The organism is Enterobacter sp. Taxon_8 (assembly GCF_058354585.1).
Map to the genome: position 1 here is coordinate 3,687,346 of NZ_CM177989.1, position 23,155 is coordinate 3,710,500.

The 23,155-nt window shown below is 54.9% G+C and carries 21 protein-coding genes; 8 read left to right on the top strand and 13 right to left on the bottom strand.

All coding sequences use genetic code 11. The annotated features are described in order from the left end of the window. Positions 1-21: 21 nt before the first annotated feature. The 8 genes from rseP to rpsB form a co-directional block, all read right to left on the bottom strand. Positions 22-1,374, bottom strand: coding sequence for a sigma E protease regulator RseP (rseP, locus tag AC4IBF_RS17590; RefSeq protein ID WP_111963994.1), 1,353 nt, complete (start codon positions 1,372-1,374; stop codon positions 22-24). A gap of 11 nt (positions 1,375-1,385) precedes the next feature. Continuing rightward, positions 1,386-2,243 (bottom strand): phosphatidate cytidylyltransferase, encoded by an 858-nt coding sequence (gene cdsA / locus AC4IBF_RS17595; protein ID WP_023310457.1) that lies wholly within the window; start codon positions 2,241-2,243, stop codon positions 1,386-1,388. 12 nt (positions 2,244-2,255) lie between these two features. After that, entirely contained in the window at positions 2,256-3,014 is a 759-nt protein-coding gene (ispU, locus tag AC4IBF_RS17600) for a (2E,6E)-farnesyl-diphosphate-specific ditrans,polycis-undecaprenyl-diphosphate synthase (RefSeq protein WP_024907522.1), read from the bottom strand. Between the two features lie 186 nt (positions 3,015-3,200). Further along, entirely contained in the window at positions 3,201-4,400 is a 1,200-nt protein-coding gene (ispC, locus tag AC4IBF_RS17605) for a 1-deoxy-D-xylulose-5-phosphate reductoisomerase (RefSeq protein ID WP_133293814.1), read from the bottom strand. A 95-nt stretch (positions 4,401-4,495) separates the two neighbouring features. Further along, positions 4,496-5,053, bottom strand: coding sequence for a ribosome recycling factor (frr, locus tag AC4IBF_RS17610; RefSeq protein ID WP_008501909.1), 558 nt, complete (start codon positions 5,051-5,053; stop codon positions 4,496-4,498). Between the two features lie 167 nt (positions 5,054-5,220). After that, complete coding sequence (gene pyrH, locus AC4IBF_RS17615) at positions 5,221-5,946, bottom strand: UMP kinase (RefSeq protein WP_008501910.1); 726 nt, start codon at positions 5,944-5,946, stop codon at positions 5,221-5,223. A gap of 150 nt (positions 5,947-6,096) precedes the next feature. Then, a complete protein-coding gene (gene tsf, locus AC4IBF_RS17620) occupies positions 6,097-6,948 on the bottom strand; it encodes a translation elongation factor Ts (RefSeq protein ID WP_014882627.1) in 852 nt (283 codons plus the stop codon). Positions 6,949-7,065: 117 nt separating this feature from the next. Next, entirely contained in the window at positions 7,066-7,791 is a 726-nt protein-coding gene (rpsB, locus tag AC4IBF_RS17625; RefSeq protein ID WP_003856207.1) for a 30S ribosomal protein S2, read from the bottom strand. 321 nt (positions 7,792-8,112) lie between these two features. Here rpsB and map point away from each other — a divergent pair, with 321 nt between their 5' ends. The 4 genes from map (at position 8,113) to AC4IBF_RS17645 (ending at position 13,001) form a co-directional block, all read left to right on the top strand. Then, a complete protein-coding gene (gene map, locus AC4IBF_RS17630) occupies positions 8,113-8,907 on the top strand; it encodes a type I methionyl aminopeptidase (protein ID WP_047346408.1) in 795 nt (264 codons plus the stop codon). Positions 8,908-8,970: 63 nt separating this feature from the next. After that, a complete protein-coding gene (gene glnD, locus AC4IBF_RS17635) occupies positions 8,971-11,646 on the top strand; it encodes a bifunctional uridylyltransferase/uridylyl-removing protein GlnD (protein ID WP_491462990.1) in 2,676 nt (891 codons plus the stop codon). Positions 11,647-11,678: 32 nt separating this feature from the next. Further along, positions 11,679-12,503 carry a 2,3,4,5-tetrahydropyridine-2,6-dicarboxylate N-succinyltransferase gene (gene dapD / locus AC4IBF_RS17640; RefSeq protein ID WP_008501915.1) on the top strand — a complete coding sequence of 275 codons (825 nt, stop codon included), beginning with the start codon at positions 11,679-11,681 and terminating at the stop codon, positions 12,501-12,503. 111 nt (positions 12,504-12,614) lie between these two features. After that, entirely contained in the window at positions 12,615-13,001 is a 387-nt protein-coding gene (locus AC4IBF_RS17645) for a DUF3461 family protein (protein WP_014168696.1), read from the top strand. Positions 13,002-13,094: 93 nt separating this feature from the next. Here AC4IBF_RS17645 and cdaR read toward each other — a convergent pair whose 3' ends face one another. The 3 genes from cdaR to dgt form a co-directional block, all read right to left on the bottom strand. Next, positions 13,095-14,252: a DNA-binding transcriptional regulator CdaR gene (cdaR, locus tag AC4IBF_RS17650; RefSeq protein WP_127729662.1), complete on the bottom strand. Its 1,158-nt coding sequence runs from the start codon at positions 14,250-14,252 to the stop codon at positions 13,095-13,097. 146 nt (positions 14,253-14,398) lie between these two features. Next, complete coding sequence (degP, locus tag AC4IBF_RS17655) at positions 14,399-15,835, bottom strand: serine endoprotease DegP (protein WP_024907518.1); 1,437 nt, start codon at positions 15,833-15,835, stop codon at positions 14,399-14,401. A 131-nt stretch (positions 15,836-15,966) separates the two neighbouring features. Further along, entirely contained in the window at positions 15,967-17,481 is a 1,515-nt protein-coding gene (gene dgt, locus AC4IBF_RS17660; RefSeq protein WP_274242087.1) for a dGTPase, read from the bottom strand. A gap of 82 nt (positions 17,482-17,563) precedes the next feature. Between dgt and mtnN the strand changes: the two genes are divergently transcribed. The 3 genes from mtnN to AC4IBF_RS17675 are packed head-to-tail and all read left to right on the top strand — an operon-like array spanning position 17,564 to position 19,706. Next, positions 17,564-18,262 (top strand): 5'-methylthioadenosine/S-adenosylhomocysteine nucleosidase, encoded by a 699-nt coding sequence (gene mtnN, locus AC4IBF_RS17665; protein ID WP_115876408.1) that lies wholly within the window; start codon positions 17,564-17,566, stop codon positions 18,260-18,262. Beyond that, positions 18,255-19,055 carry a vitamin B12 ABC transporter substrate-binding protein BtuF gene (gene btuF / locus AC4IBF_RS17670; protein ID WP_491462991.1) on the top strand — a complete coding sequence of 267 codons (801 nt, stop codon included), beginning with the start codon at positions 18,255-18,257 and terminating at the stop codon, positions 19,053-19,055. The genes mtnN and btuF overlap by 8 nt, the downstream gene beginning before the upstream one ends. 27 nt (positions 19,056-19,082) lie before the next feature. Continuing rightward, positions 19,083-19,706 (top strand): TRIC cation channel family protein, encoded by a 624-nt coding sequence (locus tag AC4IBF_RS17675; RefSeq protein ID WP_023310447.1) that lies wholly within the window; start codon positions 19,083-19,085, stop codon positions 19,704-19,706. A gap of 93 nt (positions 19,707-19,799) precedes the next feature. On the opposite strand, the gene erpA is transcribed toward AC4IBF_RS17675, so the two are convergent. Both erpA and clcA read right to left on the bottom strand, forming a co-directional pair. Further along, positions 19,800-20,147 (bottom strand): iron-sulfur cluster insertion protein ErpA, encoded by a 348-nt coding sequence (gene erpA / locus AC4IBF_RS17680; RefSeq protein ID WP_023310446.1) that lies wholly within the window; start codon positions 20,145-20,147, stop codon positions 19,800-19,802. A gap of 79 nt (positions 20,148-20,226) precedes the next feature. Further along, the gene (gene clcA, locus AC4IBF_RS17685) at positions 20,227-21,627 is read right to left on the bottom strand and encodes a H(+)/Cl(-) exchange transporter ClcA (protein WP_039260615.1); all 1,401 of its coding nucleotides are present in this window, start codon (positions 21,625-21,627) and stop codon (positions 20,227-20,229) included. A 176-nt stretch (positions 21,628-21,803) separates the two neighbouring features. Between clcA and hemL the strand changes: the two genes are divergently transcribed. Continuing rightward, positions 21,804-23,084: a glutamate-1-semialdehyde 2,1-aminomutase gene (gene hemL / locus AC4IBF_RS17690; RefSeq protein ID WP_248175390.1), complete on the top strand. Its 1,281-nt coding sequence runs from the start codon at positions 21,804-21,806 to the stop codon at positions 23,082-23,084. Positions 23,085-23,155: the final 71 nt, after the last annotated feature.

Sequence of the window (23,155 nt, forward strand, 5' to 3'; positions counted from 1 at the left end):
TGCGTTCTTCCTAACACTCTCTTACAACCGAGAGAAATCATTGAAAAGTGCAAGCCCCATTAACAGCACCAGCAGAATCGAGCCAATGCGATAACTAAAGTCTTGAACTCGCTCGGATACCGGTCCGCCTTTTAGCTTTTCAATCGCTAAAAACAGCAGATGACCCCCGTCTAAAACGGGAAGCGGGAACAGGTTGATTATCCCAAGGTTCACGCTAATGAGCGCGAGGAACATGAGATAGTAAATCACCCCGAATTCCGCTGACATCCCAGCCCCCTGAGCAATCGAAATTGGCCCACTGAGGTTGTTCAGTTTCACATCACCGGTTATCAATTTCCCCAACATGTTGACCGTCAGCTTCATCAGTTGCCATGTTTTATCCGTGGCTTCAAGGATGGCGCTGAACGGCCCATACTGGCGTATTGTCTTGTACTCATCTGGCAGCGGGATCACCTTTGGCACAACGCCTGCAAACCCTTCTGCCTTTTTGCCGACCGACTTCGTATCCGGAATCAGCGTCAGCGAAAGCGGACTACCCTGCCTTTCAACTTCCAGCGCGAGAGACGTTCCCGGATTATCGCGCACCAGAGTAACAAAGGTCATCCACTCTGTTAATGGTTGACCATCGACTTTAACGATCCTGTCGCCCGCTTGCAAACCCGCTTTGCTCGCTGCCGAATTTGCCTGTACTTCGGCTAATACCGGCTCGATCTGCGGACCGCGCGGACGAATGCCCAGCGCAGCGACGGGATCCTCTTTGTCTGGCTCGAAACGCCAGTGGCGTAAATCAAGTACTTTGTCCTGACGCGTATCAGAACCAAACGGCGATACGCTGATGGTGGTCTGCGGATCGCCAATTTTGGCTACCAGCTGCAGTCGCACGGCATCCCAATCAGGGGTTTCGATGCCATCAATCGCTTTAAGTTCCATACCGGATGTAATTTGCGCACTCGCCGCGATGGAGTTGGGGGCAATTTCACCCACCACAGGACGTACGCCAGGGACGCCGATGATAAACACCAGCCAGTACGCAAAAATCGCAAAGATGAAGTTGGCTACCGGTCCGGCAGCAATGATGGCGGCGCGTTGTCCAACGGTTTTATTGTTGAATGCGCTGTGTCGCAGCTCAGGAGCGACAGGCTCGACGCGTTCGTCGAGCATTTTGACGTAGCCGCCCAGCGGAATAAGGGCGATGACAAATTCTGTGCCATGACGATCTGTGCGCGTCCAGAGTGATTTACCAAAACCGATGGAAAACCGCTCTACGCGCACGCCACAGCGGCGAGCAACCCAGAAATGGCCAAATTCATGCACGGTAATCAGTACACCCAGTGCAACAATGAACGCCGCCAGATTCCAGAGAATGCTCAGCATAAAACCTTCCGTTAAATCGTCCCGAATACCAGTAAAAGCAAACACGCAAACACTGGAACAGCCGCTGTCAGGCTATCAATGCGATCCAGTATACCGCCATGCCCTGGAATCAGGTGTCCGCTATCCTTAATCCCTGCTTCGCGCTTAAACATACTTTCGGTCAAATCACCGAGCACGGAGGCAAGCGCAGCAAAAATCGAGCACACCAGCAGTATTGACGGTGCCACTTCAAGATTCGCCCAGACGCCGTAGCCCCAGGAGATGATCGCTGCCGTAAACAGGCCGCCGATGAATCCTTGCCAGGTTTTGCCCGGAGAAACCTTCGGTGCCAGCTTATGTTTGCCAAACAGTTTACCAAACATATAGGCCCCGGAGTCAGCACCCCAGACCAGAATCATTACATAAAGCAGCCAGATCGCACCGCTGTAGTGGTTTTCGTCGTAGTGCCAGGCTCGCAGCGCAACCATACCCCAGAAAAAAGGAATAATTGTGAGCAAACCAAAAATCAGTCGCAGCACTTTTGAATTACGCCATAATGCCGCTGAACCTGGATAAAAAAGAACCAGCAACAGCGCGGCAACCCACCAGGCCAACGATATCCACAAGGAACCGGCAACCAGTGGCTGATGAATATCATGGTGATATTCAGGCAACGTAAACAGCATTATGGCCAGGATAAAGCCACAAAGTACCGCAAGCCATACTCGCTGAGTGCGCGAGGTAAAGCCGCTAAACTGTCCCCATTCCCACGCGGCGAGCATACACACCACCAGCGTGACAATAGCGAATCCCACCGGGGGCAGTAAAAACAGCGCCGCAATGACAATGGGTATTAATACAAAAGCGGAAATCAGGCGATACTTCAGCAAAAGCTACCCCCATCAGGCTTTGTCGCCACCAGGCTCGGTGCCGCCGAAACGACGCTCTCGATTGGCAAAGGCATGCAGCGCACCTTCAAAGTCTTGTTCATCAAAATCGGGCCAAAGAACATCCGTAAAGTAAAGTTCGGCATAGGCAATTTGCCATATCAAAAAGTTACTTATGCGATGTTCCCCCCCTGTCCTAATTACCAAATCCACGGGAGCCTGTTCATTCATGCAGATTTGCTTGCTCAGCGCCTCTTCATCAATTTGGTCGGGTCTCAACAGCCCTTCCTGAACCTGTTCGGCCAGATGCCGAACGCCCTGGATAATATCCCAGCGTCCGCCGTAATTCGCCGCAATATTCAGCGTAAGACCGGTATTATTTTCCGTCAGCGCTTCTGCTTTACGAATCCGTTCCTGCAAACGTGAGTTAAAACGACTGGTATCGCCAATGATACGCAGGCGGACGTTGTGGCGGTGCAGGCTTTTTACTTCGCTGTCTAGCGCCCACACAAACAATTCCATCAACGCAGTCACTTCCTGCAGAGGCCGATTCCAGTTTTCACTGCTAAAAGCATAGAGCGTTAACGCATCAATGCCGTTGTTGGCGGCAAAAGAAACGGCGCGGCGAACGGATTTCGCCCCCGCTTTATGCCCAAAGGCTCGTATCTTCCCTTGTCTTTTCGCCCAGCGGCCATTGCCATCCATAATGATTGCTACATGACGGCAGCCATGAGCTGGCAAATTTTCGCTTATTGGTTGATTCGCAGACAACATAACGCGTTTTTTGTCCCTGAAAAGGATTTAACGGTACTCAGGAATACTGAAGCCTATACATAAAAAAGCCGTGTCAAACCACGGCTCACCTGACCACATTAAGTCAAATACCTGCGATCAGGTGGCGCAGACTATATCACTGAAGCCCAACGCTAACAAATAGCACGACGACTAGTGCTTGCTTTATCACCAGCTTGCGAGACGTGTCACCTGTTGGCGCGCAATATTACGCGCAGCTGCATCCACCGCCAGCACCTCTTCCACGCTTTGTGGTTCGCGCAAATCCATCATCTCCAGTACCGATAAATTTAACGACGCGATATCGGTAAAACGAATTTGCTGATTCAGAAATGCCTCAACGGTAATTTCATTGGCTGCATTCAGTGCCGTTGTCGCCGCCTGCCCTTGGTCAAAGGCAGTCATCGCAAGCTTCAGACAAGGATAGCGATCGTAATCTGGTTCACTGAACGTCAGGGAACTTAGCTTGCAGAAATCAAGCGGCTTCACGCCGGATTTCACTCGATTTGGCCACGCCATTGAATGGGCAATCGGCGTACGCATGTCCGGCTCGCCCAACTGCGCCAGCACGCTGCCATCCTGATAACGCACCATCGAATGAATGACCGATTGCGGGTGAATCAGTACTTCCATCTGTTTCGCTGACGCATTAAACAACCAGCGCGCTTCAATGTATTCCAGACCTTTGTTCATCATGGTGGCAGAGTCAACGGAGATTTTACGCCCCATCGACCAGTTCGGATGACGGCACGCCTGATCCGGCGTCATGGCGCGCAGTTCAGACAGTGGCGTTTCACGGAACGGGCCACCAGACCCGGTAAGCAGAATCGACACTACGCCATTCTGCTCCAGGTCAGCGTACCCCAGGTTCTGTTGAAAAGGTTGCGGTAAACTCTGAAAAATCGCGTTGTGCTCGCTGTCAACCGGTAGAAGACGCGCGCCGCGCTGCTTCACCGCATCCATAAACAGGCGTCCGCAGGTGACCAACGACTCTTTATTGGCCAGCAAAACATCCTTACCGGCATCAATCGCGGCAAGCGTCGGCAGCAGCCCTGCCGCGCCGACAATGGCCGCCATCACCTGATCCACCTCGTCCAGCGCCGCCATCTCGCAGGCCGCCTGCTGGCCACTCAGCACTTCGGTTCGGCAGCCCTTTTCACGCAGCTGTGCTTTCAGCAGACGTGCGCTCTCTTCGTCATCCATCACCGCATAGCGGGGCGCAAACTCCAGGCACTGTTCGACCATTCGCTGCACATTCTTACCGGCCACCAGCGCTGTCACGGTGTAAAGTTCAGGATTATGGCGAACGACGTCGAGAGTGCTGCAACCGATAGAGCCGGTTGAGCCGAGGAGTGTTAAATGCTTCATGGGATGCCCGAAAAAAGTTAGACCAGATAAAAGCAAAACGCCGCCAGCAAGACCCGAAGTCCCTCTGAACGGCGTTTATCAGTGTACGACAGAAATCAGAACTGCATCAGTTCCGCTTCTTTATCTGCCAGCGCCGCATCAATTTTCTTGATGGCAGCGTCGGTCATTTTCTGAATGTCGTCCTGAGAACGACGATCGTCATCTTCACTGATCTCTTTTTCTTTCAGCAGCGCTTTTACTTTATCGTTCGCGTCGCGACGGACGTTACGCACGGATACACGACCCTGCTCAGCTTCGCCACGAACGACTTTGATCAGATCTTTACGACGCTCTTCCGTCAGCGGAGGCAGTGGAACACGGATGTCTGCGCCCGCAGAGCTTGGGTTCAGTCCGAGGTCAGAGGCCATAATCGCTTTCTCAACGGCCGGGCCCATAGAACGATCGAACACGTTGATTTTCAGCGTACGGGTATCTTCTACCGTTACGCTCGCCAGCTGACGCAGAGGAGTTGGCGTACCGTAGTACTCAACAATGATGCCATCCAGCAGGCTTGGAGAAGCACGGCCAGTACGGATTTTGCTGATTTGGGTTTTGAACGCTTCTACGCATTTTTCCATGCGTACTTCAGCATCTTTTCTGATGTCGTTAATCACGTTACGAATCCTTGAAAACTTGTCTCAGGCAGACTATCCGCCAGCACAGCGCTACAGGTGTGCTAAGTATAGTCGCGTTTAATTCATGACAACGCCAAAGGCGCGCCCGGGTAAGATACCACTACAAAATAAAGCGGAATCTTACCTGTATTTATCGTCAACGGAAATTATTCCGTGATCAAAGTGCCTTCTTTTTCGCCCATGACCACGCGACGCAGTGCGCCTGGTTTGTTCATGTTGAAGACACGGATCGGCAGTTTGTGGTCGCGAGCCAGCGTGAAGGCGGCAAGATCCATCACTTTCAGCTCTTTATCCAGCACTTCGCTGTAACTCAGCTGATCGTACATGGTGGCAGAAGGATCTTTTGCCGGGTCGGCAGTAAACACGCCGTCAACTTTGGTCGCTTTCAGTACCACATCGGCTTCGATCTCGATACCGCGCAGGCAGGCAGCGGAATCGGTCGTAAAGAACGGGTTACCCGTACCGGCGGAGAGGATCACCACGCGGTTGTTGCGCAGCAGGCTGATGGCTTCTGCCCAGCTGTAATTATCGCATACGCCATTCAGTGGAATAGCGGACATCAGGCGGGCGTTCACATAGGCGCGATGGAGCGCATCACGCATCGCCAGGCCATTCATCACGGTTGCCAGCATACCCATGTGGTCGCCCACAACGCGGTTCATCCCCGCTTTCGCCAGACCAGCACCACGGAAAAGGTTGCCACCGCCAATGACCACGCCAACCTGGATACCCAGTTCGACCAGTTCTTTGATTTCCTGTGCCATGCGATCAAGGATGCTTGCGTCAATACCGAAGCCTTCCGATCCCTGCAGCGCTTCGCCACTCAGCTTAAGCAGAATGCGTTTGTACACGGGTTTTGCATTGGTAGCCATGTTTCTTTCCTGAGACTGTCAACGATTAAGATGGGGGTTAATTCTGGCGACATGATATGCCGCAAATCAGTACAGCGATACTGGAGCCTGTCTGATTTCCTGTGACGGGTGACAAAAAGAAGCCGCCCTCAGGCGGCTCCTTTTCAATCATTAAGACTGCTTGGACATTGCAGCAACTTCTGCTGCGAAGTCAGTCTCAACTTTCTCGATGCCTTCGCCCACTTCGAAGCGGATGAAGCCAGTTACGTCAGCGTTGTGCTCTTTCAGCAGCTGAGCAACAGACTTGCTTGGGTCCATTACGAATGGCTGGCCAGTCAGAGAAACTTCGCCGGTGAATTTCTTCATGCGGCCTTCAACCATTTTCTCTGCGATTTCTTTTGGTTTACCAGACTGCATCGCGATGTCCAGCTGAACCTGGTACTCTTTCTCTACCACTTCAGCAGACACGTCTTCTGGCTTAACGAATTCTGGCTTGCTTGCAGCGATGTGCATTGCCAGCTGTTTAACCAGCTCTTCGTCAGCGCCTTTAGCCGCAACCAGAACACCGATACGTGCACCGTGCTGGTAAGAACCCAGAACGTCACCTTCCAGAGAAGATACGCGACGGATGTTGATGTTCTCACCGATTTTAGCAACCAGCGCAACACGTTCTTCTTCGAACTGTGCTTTCAGAACTTCAACGTCAGTGATTTTACCAGCAACAGCTGCGTCCAGAACTTTGTTAGCAAATGCCTGGAAACCGCCATCTTTAGCAACGAAGTCAGTCTGGCAGTTAACTTCCAGAATGATGCCGTAGTTGCCGTCGATCTTAGTGATGATCACGCCGTCAGCAGCAACGTTGCCTGCTTTTTTAGCTGCTTTGATCGCACCGGATTTACGCATGTTTTCGATTGCCAGCTCGATGTCGCCGTTCGCTTCAGTCAGCGCTTTTTTGCAATCCATCATGCCTGCGCCAGTACGCTCGCGCAGCTCTTTTACCAGGGATGCGGTAATTTCAGCCATTCTTAAATCCTCGGGAGATGTGAACTGCCCGGCCGGGGGCCAAACAGTGTAAATTGAAAAAAGGGGCCGGTAATGGGCCCCTATTCATACACGGTACTAATAAGGGGTAAAACCTTATTATTCAGCTTCTACGAAGCTTTCTTCCGCCTGAGAAGCCAGATCCTGGGAACGGCCTTCACGAACGGTAGCAGCTACAGCGCTCAGGTACAGGCTAACAGCACGGATTGCGTCGTCGTTACCCGGGATAACGAAGTCAACACCGTCCGGATCGGAGTTGGTATCAACGATAGCGAATACCGGGATACCCAGGTTGTTAGCTTCTTTGATAGCGATGTGCTCGTGGTCTGCATCGATTACGAACAGCGCGTCTGGCAGGCCGCCCATATCTTTGATACCGCCCAGGCTGTTTTCCAGCTTGTCCAGTTCACGAGTGCGCATCAGCGCTTCTTTCTTAGTCAGCTTGTCGAAAGTACCGTCCTGAGACTGGGTTTCCAGATCTTTCAGGCGCTTGATGGACTGACGAACAGTTTTCCAGTTGGTCAGCATGCCGCCCAACCAGCGATGGTTCACGAAGAACTGGTCGCAGCTGTTAGCAGCATCTTTCACAGCTTCGCTTGCAGCGCGCTTAGTACCAACGAACAGAATCTTACCTTTACGGGAAGAGATCTTGTTCAGCTCAGCCAGGGCTTCGTTGAACATTGGTACAGTTTTCTCAAGGTTGATGATGTGAACTTTGTTACGCGCGCCGAAGATGAAAGGCTTCATTTTCGGGTTCCAGTAACGGGTCTGGTGACCAAAGTGAACACCAGCCTTGAGCATGTCGCGCATGGAAACAGTTGCCATGTTTAAAACCTCTATATTGAAAGTTGGGGTTATGCCTCCACGTATCCCATATTACCGACCCCGAAGGGCACCCCGGAATATGTGCCGATACGTGTGTGTTGTTACACAAAGTGAGATTTGTCGCTTCCGTCCAGCCTGTGTATCTGAGATGGATCGGAAGTCCGGCGCGCTTTATACCACAAAACACGACCAGAAACCAACAGTTGTTGGCGGAGTGTGCTGTTAATGATTCTCAATTTGGCACGGAGCGTGCCTGACTGATACCATTGACGACACTTAGACTAGTATTGTCGAAAAAATCGACACCGATGGACAGATTACATGGCTATCTCTATTAAGACACCTGAAGAAATTGAAAAGATGCGCGTCGCCGGTCGTCTGGCCGCGGAAGTGCTGGAAATGATCGAGCCGTTCGTGAAGCCGGGCGTCAGTACCGGTGAACTGGACCGTATCTGTAACGACTATATCGTGAACGAGCAGCACGCGGTTTCCGCCTGCCTCGGCTACCACGGTTTCCCGAAATCCGTCTGCATCTCTATTAATGAAGTGGTATGCCACGGCATCCCGGACAATGAAAAACTGCTGAAAGATGGCGATATTGTCAACATCGACGTGACCGTCATTAAAGACGAGTACCACGGTGACACCTCAAAAATGTTCATCGTTGGCAAGCCGACTATTCTTGGCGAGCGTCTGTGCAAAGTGACGCAAGAGAGCCTCTATCTGGCGCTGAAAATGGTTAAACCGGGTATTCGCCTGCGTACCATCGGTGCGGCAATCCAGAAGTTTGTGGAAGCAGAAGGTTTCTCCGTGGTTCGCGAGTACTGCGGTCACGGCATTGGTCGCGTCTTCCATGAAGAGCCGCAGGTTCTGCACTATGATGCAGACGACGGCGGCGTGGTGCTGCAAAAAGGCATGACCTTTACCATTGAGCCGATGGTTAACGCGGGTGACTACCGCATCCGTACCATGAAAGACGGCTGGACGGTGAAAACCAAAGACAGAAGCTTGTCTGCACAGTACGAGCATACTATTGTGGTAACAGACAACGGCTGCGAAATTATGACGTTGCGCAAGGATGACACCATCCCGGCGATACTGACGCACGACGAATGATAAAAAAGCCGGCAAATGCCGGCTTTTTTAATGGCTATAGCTTTTTCTTATGGGTGGCGCACGATGAGTAATCTTTTACCCGAACAGTATGCTAACACAGCACTTCCCACCCTCCCCGACCAGCCCGATAACCCGGGCGTCTGGCCGTCGCACGAGCTGACCTGCGCGCATATTAAAGCCCATATGGATGTTTTCCATCGCTGGCTGGGCAGCGCGTTCGACGCAGGCGTGTCGGCCGAGCAGCTCATTGAAGCGCGCACCGAATTTATCGACCAGCTGCTGCAGCGCCTGTGGATCGATTATGGGTTTGGGCAAATCAGTGATGTTGCGCTGGTTGCCGTCGGGGGCTACGGCCGCGGTGAGCTGCATCCGCTTTCCGATATCGATCTGCTGATCTTGAGCCGCAAAAAGCTGCCGGACGAACAGGCGCAAAAAATTGGCGAACTGCTGACGCTGCTTTGGGACGTGAAGCTGGAAGTGGGCCACAGCGTGCGCACCCTGGAAGAGTGTCTGCTGGAAGGGTTATCGGACCTGACCGTCGCCACCAACCTGATTGAAACCCGCCTGCTGATTGGTGACGTTGCCCTGTTCCTGGAGCTGCAAAAACACATCTTCAGCGACGGCTTCTGGCCGTCAGAAAAGTTCTTCGCCGCGAAGGTCGAGGAGCAAAACCAGCGCCACCAGCGCTATCACGGCACCAGCTATAATCTTGAACCGGATATAAAAAGCAGCCCCGGCGGCCTGCGCGACATCCACACTTTACAGTGGGTCGCCCGCCGCCATTTTGGCGCCACCTCGATGGACGAGATGGTCGGCTTCGGCTTTTTAACCGAGGCCGAGCGTAACGAACTAAACGAGTGCCTGCACCTGCTCTGGCGCATCCGCTTTGCCCTGCATCTGGAAGTTACGCGCTACGATAACCGTCTGCTGTTTGACCGCCAGCTCAGCGTGGCGCAGCGGCTGAATTACCAGGGTGAAGGTAACGAGCCGGTTGAGCAGATGATGAAAGATTTCTTCCGCGTCACTCGCCGGGTGAGCGAGCTGAACCAGATGCTGCTGCAGCTGTTCGACGAGGCCATTCTGGCCCTGACGGCCGACGAAAAGCCGCGCCCGATTGATGACGAATTCCAGCTGCGCGGCACGCTTATCGACCTGCGCGACGAAACGTTGTTCATCCGCGAGCCGGAAGCAATTCTGCGGATGTTCTATACCATGGTGCGCAACAGCACCATCACCGGAATCTACTCCACCACCCTGCGCCATCTGCGCCATGCGCGCCGTCATCTGACGCAGCCGCTGTGCTATATCCCGGAAGCGCGTTCGCTGTTCCTGAGCATGCTCCGCCACCCGGGTGCCGTCAGCCGCGGCCTGCTGCCGATGCACCGTCACAGCGTGCTGTGGGCCTATATGCCGCAGTGGTCGCACATCGTCGGGCAGATGCAGTTCGATCTGTTCCACGCCTACACGGTGGATGAACACACCATCCGCGTGATGCTCAAGCTGGAGAGCTTTGCGAAAGAAGAGACGCGCTCCCGCCACCCGCTGTGCGTGGAGCTGTGGCCGCGCCTGACCCATCCGGAACTGATCCTGATTGCTGCCCTGTTCCACGATATCGCCAAAGGTCGCGGCGGTGACCACTCGGTGCTGGGCGCGCAGGACGTACTGAAATTTGCCGAACTGCACGGCCTGAACTCGCGTGAAACGCAGCTGGTGGCCTGGCTGGTGCGCCATCACCTGCTGATGTCGGTCACCGCGCAGCGTCGGGATATTCAGGACCCGGAAGTCATTAAGCAGTTCGCCGAAGAGGTTCAGACTGAAAACCGTCTGCGCTATCTGGTCTGCCTGACGGTGGCCGATATCTGCGCCACCAACGAGACCCTGTGGAACAGCTGGAAGCAGAGCCTGCTGCGCGAGCTGTACTTCGCTACCGAAAAACAGCTGCGTCGCGGGATGCAAAACATCCCGGACATGCGCGAACGCGTGCGCCATCACCAGCTGCAGGCGCTGGCGCTGCTGCGGATGGATAACATTGATGAAGAGGCACTGCATCAGATTTGGGCCCGCTGCCGCGCCAACTATTTTGTCCGCCACAGCCCAAACCAGCTTGCCTGGCACGCGCGGCATCTGCTGAAGCACGATCTGTCCCAGCCGATGATCCTGCTAAGCCCGCAGGCTACCCGCGGCGGGACGGAGATTTTCATCTGGAGCCCGGACCGCCCTTATCTGTTTGCTGCGGTCTGCGCCGAGCTGGACAGGCGTAACCTGAGCGTGCACGACGCGCAGATTTTCACCACCCGCGACGGCATGGCGATGGACACCTTTATCGTGCTTGAGCCGGACGGCAGCCCGCTGTCATCGGACAGGCATGAAGGGATACGTTTTGGTCTTGAGCAGGCGATTACCCAGCGCAGCTGGCAGCCTCCGCAGCCGCGTCGGCAGCCGGCGAAATTGCGCCACTTTACCGTCGATACCGAGGTCAATTTCCTGCCGACCCACACCGACCGAAAATCGTTCCTGGAGCTGATCGCGCTCGACCAGCCAGGGCTGCTTGCCCGCGTCGGACAGGTTTTTGCCGATCTGGGAATTTCGCTTCATGGGGCCCGAATTACAACCATTGGCGAGCGAGTAGAAGATTTATTTATAATCGCCACCGCCGACCGGCGTGCCCTTAATAATGACCTGCAGCTTGAAGTGCAACAACGGTTGACAGCAGCCCTCAATCCAAACGATAAAGGGTGATATGTTTTTTAGTGAAATGGAAAGAGTAAACAATGCAGCAGTTACAGAACGTTATTGAGTCCGCTTTTGAGCGTCGCGCCGAGATTACCCCGGCAAATGTGGATACCGTGACCCGTGAAGCGGTAAACCAGGTGATTTCCCTTCTGGATTCCGGCGCGCTGCGCGTGGCAGAAAAAATCGACGGTCAGTGGGTCACTCATCAATGGCTGAAGAAAGCCGTGCTGCTCTCTTTCCGCATCAACGATAACCAGGTTATCGACGGAGCTGAAAGCCGCTACTTCGATAAAGTGCCAATGAAATTCGCTGACTACGACGAAGCGCGTTTCCAGAAAGAAGGTTTCCGCGTGGTACCGCCTGCGGCAGTACGTCAGGGCGCATTCATCGCACGCAATACCGTGCTGATGCCATCCTACGTGAACATCGGTGCCTACGTTGACGAAGGCACGATGGTTGACACATGGGCAACCGTCGGTTCCTGCGCGCAGATCGGTAAAAACGTTCACCTGTCCGGCGGCGTGGGCATCGGTGGCGTTCTGGAGCCACTGCAGGCTAACCCGACCATCATCGAAGACAACTGCTTCATCGGCGCCCGCTCTGAAGTGGTAGAAGGCGTGATCGTTGAAGAAGGCTCCGTGATCTCCATGGGCGTTTACATCGGTCAGAGCACCCGTATTTATGACCGTGAAACCGGCGAAGTTCACTACGGTCGCGTTCCGGCTGGCTCCGTGGTGGTTTCCGGTAACCTGCCGTCAAAAGATGGCAAATACAGCCTCTACTGTGCGGTTATCGTGAAGAAAGTGGATGCGAAAACGCGCGGTAAAGTGGGCATCAATGAATTGCTGCGCACCATCGATTAATCGGGTATAACAAAAAGCGGGGGCAACCCCGCTTTTTTTATATCTGAGGGTGGCGAAAATAGATTTTTTCGTTAATTATTCAAAGGTTATGTTGAGATCAAGGGTACCGCTATGTACGATAATCTGAAAAGTCTGGGCATTACCAATCCTGATGAAATTGATCGTTACAGCCTCCGCCAGGAAGCCAACAACGATATTTTGAAAATCTATTTTCACAAGGACAAAGGAGAGTTTTTCGCCAAAAGCGTGAAGTTTAAATACCCACGCCAGCGTAAGACCGTTGTTGCTGACGGCGTAGGTCAGGGATACAAAGAAGTACAGGAAATCAGCCCTAACCTGCGCTATGTGATCGATGAACTCGATCAGATCTGCCAGCGCGACCGCACCGAAGTCGATCTCAAGCGTAAGATCCTTGACGATCTGCGTCACCTGGAAAGTGTTGTGACTAACAAGATCAGCGAGATTGAAGCGGATCTTGAGAAATTAACCCGGAAATAAAAGCAAAACGGCAATCCTTGATTGCCGTTTTATAGTGTTTGCGCCCTCTCCCCGTGGGAGAGGGATGGGGTGAGGGCACCAGACCACACTCAGTCATCTCTGCTCGTCCAGCTGCAGCGCCACATACAGCAGCAGCCTGTCGTCGAAATTCCCCAGGTCCAGCCCCGTCAGCTCCGAAATCCGGTTTAACCGATACTCCAGTGTATTGCGGTGAATAAACAGCGCCTTCGAGGTCGCCAGCGGCTGCACGTTATGGCGGAACCATGCCTGCAGCGTCCGGCGCAGCAGGCCGTTGTTGTCCATGGCTTTCAGACGCGCTAATGGCCGCGCCAGCTCATTGGCCTGCCAGCCCCCGCGCAGGCTGTCGAGCAGCACCGGCAGCATCAGATCCTGATAGAAATAACAGCGGCTCTCCGGCATCCGCTGCTTGCCCACCATCATGGTGGTTCGCGCGGTACGCCAGGAGCGGGCGATACTGCCCGGCCCGGTAAAGTAGTTGCCCAGCGCAACGCGAAAACGCAGCTGACCATTCTCCTTCATCCGGGAGATCAGCAGCTCCACGCGACGACGATGATCGTCCGCATCCCAGCGGCCAAACGCATTGAGCGCCGGTTTGAGCACCACCATTTCCGTCAGAGAAACGATCGCCACCAGGTTATCGCGCTCCGGCGTCGCCAGCGCATTTTGCAGCTGCTGCAGCTCGGCCATCGCGCTGTCCACGCCAAGCTGGCCGCTATCGACCTCAATCACCGCCACCACGCGCGGCTGGTTCAGATCGATCCCCAGACGCTGGGCCCATTCACTCAGTGCAGGCGTATGCTCTTCCGCCTGAATAAGGTTCATCACCAGCTCTTCGCGCAGGCGGCTGTCCTGAGCGAGCAGGTGCATCAGGCGCGACTGTTCCAGCATCATCTCTGCCGTCATGCAGACCAGCTCACCGTATTTTCGCAGCGACTCGGGCTCGCCGGTGAGGCCGATGACCCCCACAATCTCACCTTCAAGGCGCAGCGGTAAATTGATGCCCTGACGGACGCCGTGCAGGTGTTTCGCTACCGCATCGTCGATATCCACTACCCGCCCCTGAGAAAGCACGAGCAGCGCACCTTCGTGCAATTCCCCAATACGCTCGCGATCGCCGCTGCCGATAATGCGCCCGCGAGCATCCATCACGTTGATATTGGTATCAATGATGCGCATGGTGCGCGCCACGATATCCTGCGCCATTTTGGTATCAAGATGCCAGCCAGCCATGCAACCCTCCCGTGAGCAGAGCTCAAGCATAGGGAAGTTCAGCTGCGGCTGCATTGTGCAAATGCACAAAGAGAGAGGGAAAAGTATGGAGTTGTGGTTACAGTCACAGAAACGAGAAAGCCCCTGCGAACAGGGGCTTCAGAGGATTACTGCATCAGCAGATAAAGAGAGGTATCGCCACGCTGGATATTCAGCGCCAGCACGGAAGGCTTGCTGTCGAGAATTTTGCGCAGTTCAGCGATGTTTTTAACCGGCTGCTGGTTAGCGCCCATGATCACATCGCCTTTTTTCAGGCCGATACGGGCTGCCGGTGAATTCGCTTTCACGTTATTCACCACCACGCCTTTGTCTGCGCCTTTATTGCTCATCTCGGCACCTTCAATCCCGCTGAAGATGGTGCTGGAATCCACCTGATTCTGGCTGCTCTGCTGCAGCTCCAGGCTCACGTTAACCGGCTTACCGTCGCGCAGCAGGCCGAGGGTCACTTTACTGCCAATCGGCATGGAGCCCACTTCGGCGCGCAGGGCGGCAAAGCTGCTGATCGGCTTACCGTTCAGGGAGGTGATCACATCCCCTGCTTTAATGCCCGCTTTCGCCGCAGAAGAATTCGGCATCACCTGGCTGACGAATGCCCCGCGCTGGGCGTCAACTTTCATCGCCTTAGCCAGTTCGGAGTTCAGCTCCGTACCCAGGATACCCAGCTCACCGCGTTTCACCTGGCCATACTGCACCATCTGCGCGGTCAGGTTTTTCACCATGTTACTTGGGATAGCAAAGCCGATCCCGATGTTGCCGCCGTCCGGTGCCAGGATAGCGGTGTTGATACCGATCAGCTCACCGTTCAGGTTCACCAGCGCACCGCCGGAGTTACCGCGGTTGATCGCTGCATCCGTCTGGATGAAGTTTTCGTAGTTTTCCGCGTTAAGGCCGCTACGACCCAGCGCAGAGACGATACCGGATGTCACGGTTTCACCCAGGCCGAACGGGTTACCGATCGCCACGGTGTAGTCACCCACGCGCAGCGCGTCGGAGTCGGCAATTTTAATTGCCGTCAGGTTTTTCGGATCCTGAATCTGGATCAGAGCGATGTCGGAGCGTGGGTCTTTGCCGACCACTTTGGCGTCAAACTTACGGCCATCGCTCAGCTGAACCTTAATGCTGTTAGCGTTATCGACAACGTGGTTGTTGGTAACGACGTAGCCTTTCGCTGCATCAATGATTACCCCCGAGCCAAGCGCCATGAATTTCTGCTGCTGACCGCCGCCCTGGCTGTCATCCCCTGCACCGCCGCCCTGACAGAACGGAGAGCTCTGGAATGGCGAACCGTCCTGGCAGAACGGCGAGTTGTCGCCGAAGAACTGCTGGAAGTTACGCGGCATACGCGGCGTATTGACGGTCGTGCTGCCCTCAACGTTAATACTCACCACCGATGGCATCACTTTTTCGAGCATCGGTGCCAGGCTTGGCATCTGCTGCGCGGTTGCTGCCGACGACGCGGTCTCGGCTGCAGTAGCAGTCAGAGGAGACAGCGCTAAACCTAAACTCAGAGCCAGTGCACTCATTGCTAATGTGGTTTTTTTCATGTTTCTCAATCTCGATTTACAGGTAACGCAAAATTGCTGTGTAACTCAGATTCGTTTTATACCGCTTAGTTCCGGCGATAAGTTTATGGAAAAGGTAAAAATTTATTGGCCGTCTTTACAAAACTCCGGCATTATTCCACCGCCATCAGCTTGCGGTATTCATCCCAGGCATACAAATCCGTCATGCCGCTGATATAGTCCTGGATAAGACGGCAGCGATAATAATATTCCATTACCGGCCATTCGGGAGAGTTGCGTTCCAGCTTGCCAATCGCTTCGACATACGCCAGACGATGCCGGGTAGAGAGTTTTTGATAAAGCCGCGATTCGATGGGTATTCTGCGCACGCGCTCGTGTTCCACCAGCTCGCTGAATTCGTCGACCGAAAGCTGGAGCAATGGGGAATAAATTTCCAGTAACCCACTGATTACCCGATAGCCCTGCAGCTCTAGCTGCTCGACATCCGGATGGCTGAATACATGCCGCATCGCAACATGTTTATAAAGCTCAAGGAGCTGGCTGAAACTGCTGTCATCTTCCAGCAGCGCGTGGTTGAATTCCCCGCTGAAAATGAGCGGCAAATTATCAATAAAGCGCGACGCCGCGTATGGCACCAGTTTATTTAATGTATTGACCCGCAAATACATAAAGAACTGGTCTTCCGTACTGCGACTTAATGTATTTGACCGCGATTTTTCCCAGGCATTTTCGACAACCTGCGCAAACAGCGAGCCTTTTTCGTGAGTACCCCAGGCCGCATAAAGATGCTGATAAAGCTCCTCGACGCTGAAAATTCTTTTCTCAACGGCATCTTCCAGATCGGCCACGCAATAGGAGATATCATCGGCGGCTTCCATAATCCAGGTCAATGGAAAACGACCGTTTGGCGTCAATGAAAGTTCTTTACGCAGCCGCTCAATATAGGCCTCTTCAGAAAGGTAATAGCCCGGTTTTTTCATTAAATAACTGTGGGACGCGGGGGGATCCCCCATCCACCACGCGGGGCGCGTATATTTTAGAATGCAGCCGACCTGCGCCCAGGTCAGGTTCATGCGCATCAGGGAGTGGACCAGACGGATCCCCTGCGCGTTGCCCTCAAAATGACAGAGATCCTGACGTACCTTGCGGCGCAGATCGTTCAGCCCCTCTTCGCCTTCACGCAGGCGTAAATCGCGTACGATGCAGCGATCGTCGCTCAGCGGCTGGCTCACCGCATCCGAAGGGTAAAGCCGTTGTTTAAACCAGTCATTGATAGCCGCCTCACCAAAGTGACCGAAAGGCGGGTTGCCGATGTCATGCATCAGGCAGGCCATCTCAACGATGCTCTCAAAAGGCCCCGTCAGCTCGTCCAGACCATAGGTTTCCAGTAAACGCTGCTCTTTGAGACGGCTCAAAACCTCCTTGGCAATGTAGCGCCCGACCTGCTGCACCTCCATGGAGTGGGTTAAACGCGTGCGCACCGCGGCGTTACGTTCCAGCGGAAAGACCTGGGTCTTTTGCTGCAGACGGCGGATGGCGGGCGAGTTAATGATCCGCCCGCGATCGCTTTCAAAGATACGCAGGATCTCATGTTCGCTCTTGTCGCCCTGCGGCGAACGGAAACGTCGGTGCCAGTTAATTTTGGTGCGAAAATCGATTGGTGACATGTGCTCCCCCGCGTGAGAATGCGTTTCCCCTTAACCGCATGATAGACTATGCATCTTAACAAGGCACATCGCGAGTAAATCTATGAAAATCGGCATTATTGGTGCAATGGAAGAAGAAGTTACGCTCCTGCGTGACAAAATTGAGAACCGTCAGACCCTCTCTCTGGGTGGTTGTGAAATCTATACCGGTCAGCTAAACGGTGTTGACGTTGCTCTGCTGAAATCAGGCATCGGTAAAGTCGCTGCGGCGCTGGGTGCCACCCTGCTGCTTGAGCGCTGCAAGCCGGACGTAATCATTAATACCGGCTCTGCGGGCGGCCTGGCGCCGACGCTGAAGGTGGGTGATATCGTTGTTTCCGACGAAGCGCGCTATCACGATGCGGACGTCACCGCGTTCGGTTACGAGTACGGCCAGCTTCCTGGCTGCCCGGCAGGATTTAAGGCTGACGACAAACTGATTGCGGCGGCAGAGACCTGCATTGCGGAGCTCAACCTCAACGCGGTACGCGGTCTGATTGTCAGCGGTGATGCGTTCATCAATGGTTCCGTGGGTCTGGCGAAAATCCGTCATAACTTCCCTCAGGCGGTAGCCGTTGAGATGGAAGCGACCGCGATTGCTCACGTTTGCCATAACTTCAGCGTACCGTTCGTGGTGGTTCGCGCCATCTCTGACGTGGCAGACCAGCAGTCCCACATCAGCTTCGACGAGTTCCTGACCGTTGCGGCAAAACAGTCCACCGTGATGGTGGAACGCCTGGTGCAGAATCTGGCACGTGGCTAAACATACCCTCAGGGCGCTTGCCGCCCTGCTTCTTTTCGCACCGCTGTGGCTCTATGCGCTACCGCGCGTAATTACCCTCTCTCCCGCGAATACGGAACTGGCATTTGCCGCCGGGATCACCCCCGTTGGCGTGAGCAGCTTTTCGGATTACCCACCGCAGGCCGCGGGGATTGAGCAAGTGGCTACCTGGCAGGGGATGAACCTTGAGCGCATCGTGGCGCTTAAACCGGATCTCGTGCTGGCCTGGCGTGGCGGCAACGCCGAGCGGCAGATCAACCAGCTCACTTCCCTCGGCATAAAGGTGATGTGGATAGATGCCGTCAGCATTGAGCAGGTCGCTCAGGCGCTCCGCGCCCTGGCACCCTATAGCCCTACGCCAAAAAAAGCAGAGGCTGCGGCGAAACAGATGCTGAGCGACTATGCGGCGCTGAAATCCCGATACGATACCCCTGTTAAAAAGCGCATCTTCCTTCAGTTTGGCAGCCAGCCGCTGTTTACCACCGGGAAAGGGTCGATTCAGAACCAGGTGCTGGAAGTCTGTGGCGGTGAAAACATCTTTGCAGCCAGCCGGGTGCCGTGGCCTCAGGTAAGCCGTGAGCAGGTTCTGGCGCGCCAGCCGCAGGCCATCGTCGTGGTCGGAAATGCGAGCGAAATTCCCAAAATTGAGCAATTCTGGCAAAAGCAGCTAAAAATACCGGTAATACCCCTCAACAGCGACTGGTTTGAACGCGACAGCCCGCGTATTATCCTCGCCGCAAAACAGCTCTGTGCCGCGCTGGCAGAGAGTCACTAACATAAGACCCTTTTCGAGGATTTAACGATGCTCGTTTATTGGCTGGATATTCTTGGCACAGCCGTTTTTGCTATCTCCGGCGTTCTGCTCGCTGGAAAACTACGCATGGATCCGTTTGGCGTGCTGGTGCTGGGCGTCGTGACCGCCGTGGGAGGCGGGACAATCCGCGATATGGCGCTGGCGAACGGGCCGGTGTTTTGGGTGAAAGATCCTACCGATCTGGTGGTCGCGATGGTCACCTGCCTGTTAACCATTGTGCTGGTTCGCCAGCCCCGCCGCTTACCCAAGTGGATATTGCCGGTACTGGATGCCGTGGGTCTGGCCGTGTTTGTCGGTATTGGCGTCAACAAGGCGTTTAATGCGGGTACCGGTCCGATGGTGGCGATCTGCATGGGCGTATTAACCGGCGTGGGCGGTGGGATCATACGCGACATTCTGGCGCGTGAAGTGCCGATGATCCTGCGTACTGAAATTTACGCAACGGCCTGCATTGTGGGCGGGATTGTTCACGCTACCGCGTACTACACCTTTGCCCTCCCGCTGGAAAATGCCGCGATGCTGGGGATGGTCGTGACGCTGGTGATACGCTTAGCGGCGATACGCTGGCACCTGAAGCTGCCGACGTTTGCGCTGGATGATAATGGCAGGTAAAAGCAAAACGGTAACCGCAAGGTTACCGTTTTGAGTATTTACGCCCTATCCCTGTGAGAAAGGGACGGAGTAACGGCATCAGCCCGCACTCTCTTAGATGCTGAACGAAGATCCACACCCGCAGGTGCTTGTCGCATTCGGGTTAGTGACCACAAAGCGCGAACCTTCCAGACCCTCGGTGTAATCCACCGAACCACCCACCAGATATTGCAGGCTCATCGGGTCAACCACCAGCGCGACGCCCTGTTTCTCGATAGTCATATCGCCATCGTTAACCTGATCGTCAAAGGTAAAACCATACTGGAAGCCGCTGCAGCCGCCACCGGTAATATAGACACGCAGTTTCAGATCCGGATTGTCTTCGTCGGCAATCAGGACTTTCACTTTGTTGGCTGCTGCTTCGGTAAATTCGAGCGGTACAGCTACTACGTCATCACTCATCTTATGCTCCCATGAATACTGCTATTGGGTAAAATTCACCCAATTCTTTGTCTCATTATCTAATACCCTGGTAATTCATTCAAGTATTCTGCGTGGCTGCCCGTTCAGCCTCTTGTTTCGCCAGGGTACGCGCGAGGATGGTGGAGTATAGCGGTTTTCCACCCAGGAACTGGGCTAATAGTGTCGCGCCGAGGCAGGTAATGATCATTGGCAAAATGAGCTGGTAATTGTCCGTCATCTCCAGCACCAGCACGATCCCGGTCAAGGGCGCACGCAGGGACGCGGCCAGCAGCGCCCCCATTCCGGCCACCGCAAAGGTCCCGGCTTCAAGGTGATAGGCGGGAAAGCCCACTTCAGCCGCCATACCAAATGCGGTCCCGAGCAGCGTACCCAGCGCCAGCATCGGGGCAAAAATCCCCCCGGGCGCGCCGGAAGAGAAGCACAGTACCGTCGTGATAACCCGGGAGATAAACATAAACAGCAGCAGACCCACGCTGAAATTCCCCGCCGCCGCAATAGGAATAAGTCCGAACCCGCCGCCTGCGGCATTCGGCTCGATAAACCCGAGTACGCCGCACATTCCGCCCAGCAAACCGCCCATCAGCACCCATTTCGTGGTGTTCCCGCCGTGAATGCGCTGGAACATATCCTGAGCGCGCAGGATAAAGGTGTTAAACAGCGGCCCCACCACGCCAAAAATCATGCCGAGGATCAGGTAAAGCCACAGGGTATTGACCGGCGCGTTGGTGAGTTTACCCACCTCAATGACCGCGCCCTCGCCATTAAAGATGCGAAACACGATGCTCGACATAATGACGCCGGTAAACACCGCTTTAATTGAGATCAGGTTGTAGCGGAACTGCGCGCGCATCTCTTCGATAATGAACAAAATGCCCGCCAGCGGCGCATTAAACGCGGCGGAAAGCCCCGCCGCCGCGCCGGTTGCCAGCAGCGTATGGCGCGCTTCGGCGCTTCGCATCCGAAACAGATCGCCCACCATGCGGCCAACGTTCCCCCCCAGCTGTACCGTGGGTCCTTCCCGTCCAAGCACCATTCCCGCGCCCAGAGTCCCCATGCCGCCGATGAACTTAACCGGAATCACCCGCCACCAGCGCACCGGACGCAGCTCCTCGAGCGCGCCCTCAATTTCCGGGATGCCCGATCCCCCCGCTTCCGGCGCGAATTTACGCACCAGAAAATACCCCACCATGGCAAACAGCGCGGACAGCCCGAATGCCCACACCCAGACCAGCCATTCGCTGTCGGCGAAACCGGCCACGGTGCCCACTCGCCAGTTGAGTACGGCATTAACCGCTTTTTCAAACGCCACGCCAACCAAGCCCGCGAGAGTACCCACCACGGCAGCGGCCAGCAGGATCGCCAGCGGCGTTTTATCGCGATTGAGCAGCCGCCGAATGCTGATTCGGTGCTGGGCGCGCGTAAACTGTTGTTCTTCAAAAGACGGAGAATCTGATTTCATGTCCTGCACTTATTCGTCATACAAAAGCCGCGTGGATTTTACCAGAGACTGCCCTACCGTCTCCTGAAAATTACTTAACAAATCTTAAAGCATTACCCGGCTAAAAATTTCATAACCATCCCCGAATCACTTAGAATAGTGGGCTTAACCATTTTATACGAACCAGGAACGACGCCATGAGCAAGTCTGAAAACCTCTACAGTGCAGCCCGCGAGCTTATTCCGGGTGGCGTGAACTCACCTGTGCGCGCCTTCACCGGCGTGGGCGGTACGCCGCTGTTTATCGAACGTGCTGACGGCGCGTATCTGTATGATGTCGATGGCAAAGCCTATATCGATTACGTCGGCTCCTGGGGCCCGATGGTGCTGGGTCACAACCACCCGGCTATTCGTAACGCGGTAATTGAAGCCGCCCAGCGCGGCCTGAGCTTCGGTGCGCCAACCGAAATGGAAGTGAAAATGGCGGAGCTGGTGACTGAACTGGTGCCTACCATGGACATGGTGCGTATGGTGAACTCCGGTACCGAAGCCACCATGAGCGCCATCCGCCTGGCGCGCGGTTTTACCGGTCGCGACAAGATTATCAAGTTTGAGGGTTGCTACCACGGTCATGCGGACTGCCTGCTGGTGAAAGCGGGTTCCGGCGCGCTGACGCTCGGCCAGCCGAACTCCCCGGGCGTACCGGCTGACTTCGCGAAGCATACCCTGACCTGCACCTACAACGATCTGGACACCGTTCGCGCGGCGTTCGAGCAGTATCCGCAGGAGATCGCCTGCATCATCGTTGAGCCGGTTGCGGGCAACATGAACTGCATTCCACCGCAGCCTGACTTCCTGCCGGGCCTGCGTGCCCTGTGCGACGAGTTCGGCGCGCTGCTGATCATCGATGAAGTCATGACCGGCTTCCGCGTGGCGCTGGCGGGTGCCCAGTCTTACTACAACGTCGAGCCGGACCTGACCTGCCTCGGCAAAATCATCGGCGGCGGCATGCCGGTCGGCGCATTCGGTGGGCGTAAGGACGTGATGGAAGCTCTGGCGCCAACCGGTCCGGTTTACCAGGCGGGCACGCTCTCCGGTAACCCAATCGCCATGGCGGCGGGCTTTGCCTGCCTGACCGAAGTGGCTCAGCCAGGCATTCACGAAACCCTGACCGACCGTACCACGCAGCTGGCAAACGGCCTGCTGGAAGCGGCAGAAGAGGCCGGCATTCCGCTGGTGGTTAACCACGTAGGCGGGATGTTCGGGATTTTCTTCACCGACGCGAAAACCGTGACCTGTTATCAGGACGTGGTGAAGTGCGACGTTGAACGCTTCAAGCGCTTCTTCCATCTGATGCTGGAAGAAGGCGTCTACCTGGCACCGTCCGCATTCGAGGCGGGCTTTATGTCCGTGGCGCACAGCGAAGAAGATATCAATAACACCATTGACGCGGCGCGTAAGGTGTTTGCGAAACTGTAAGATGTGCGGCTTGATGCCCTCACCCCAACCCTCTCCCACGGGGAGAGGGAGCAAACACTAAAACGGCAATC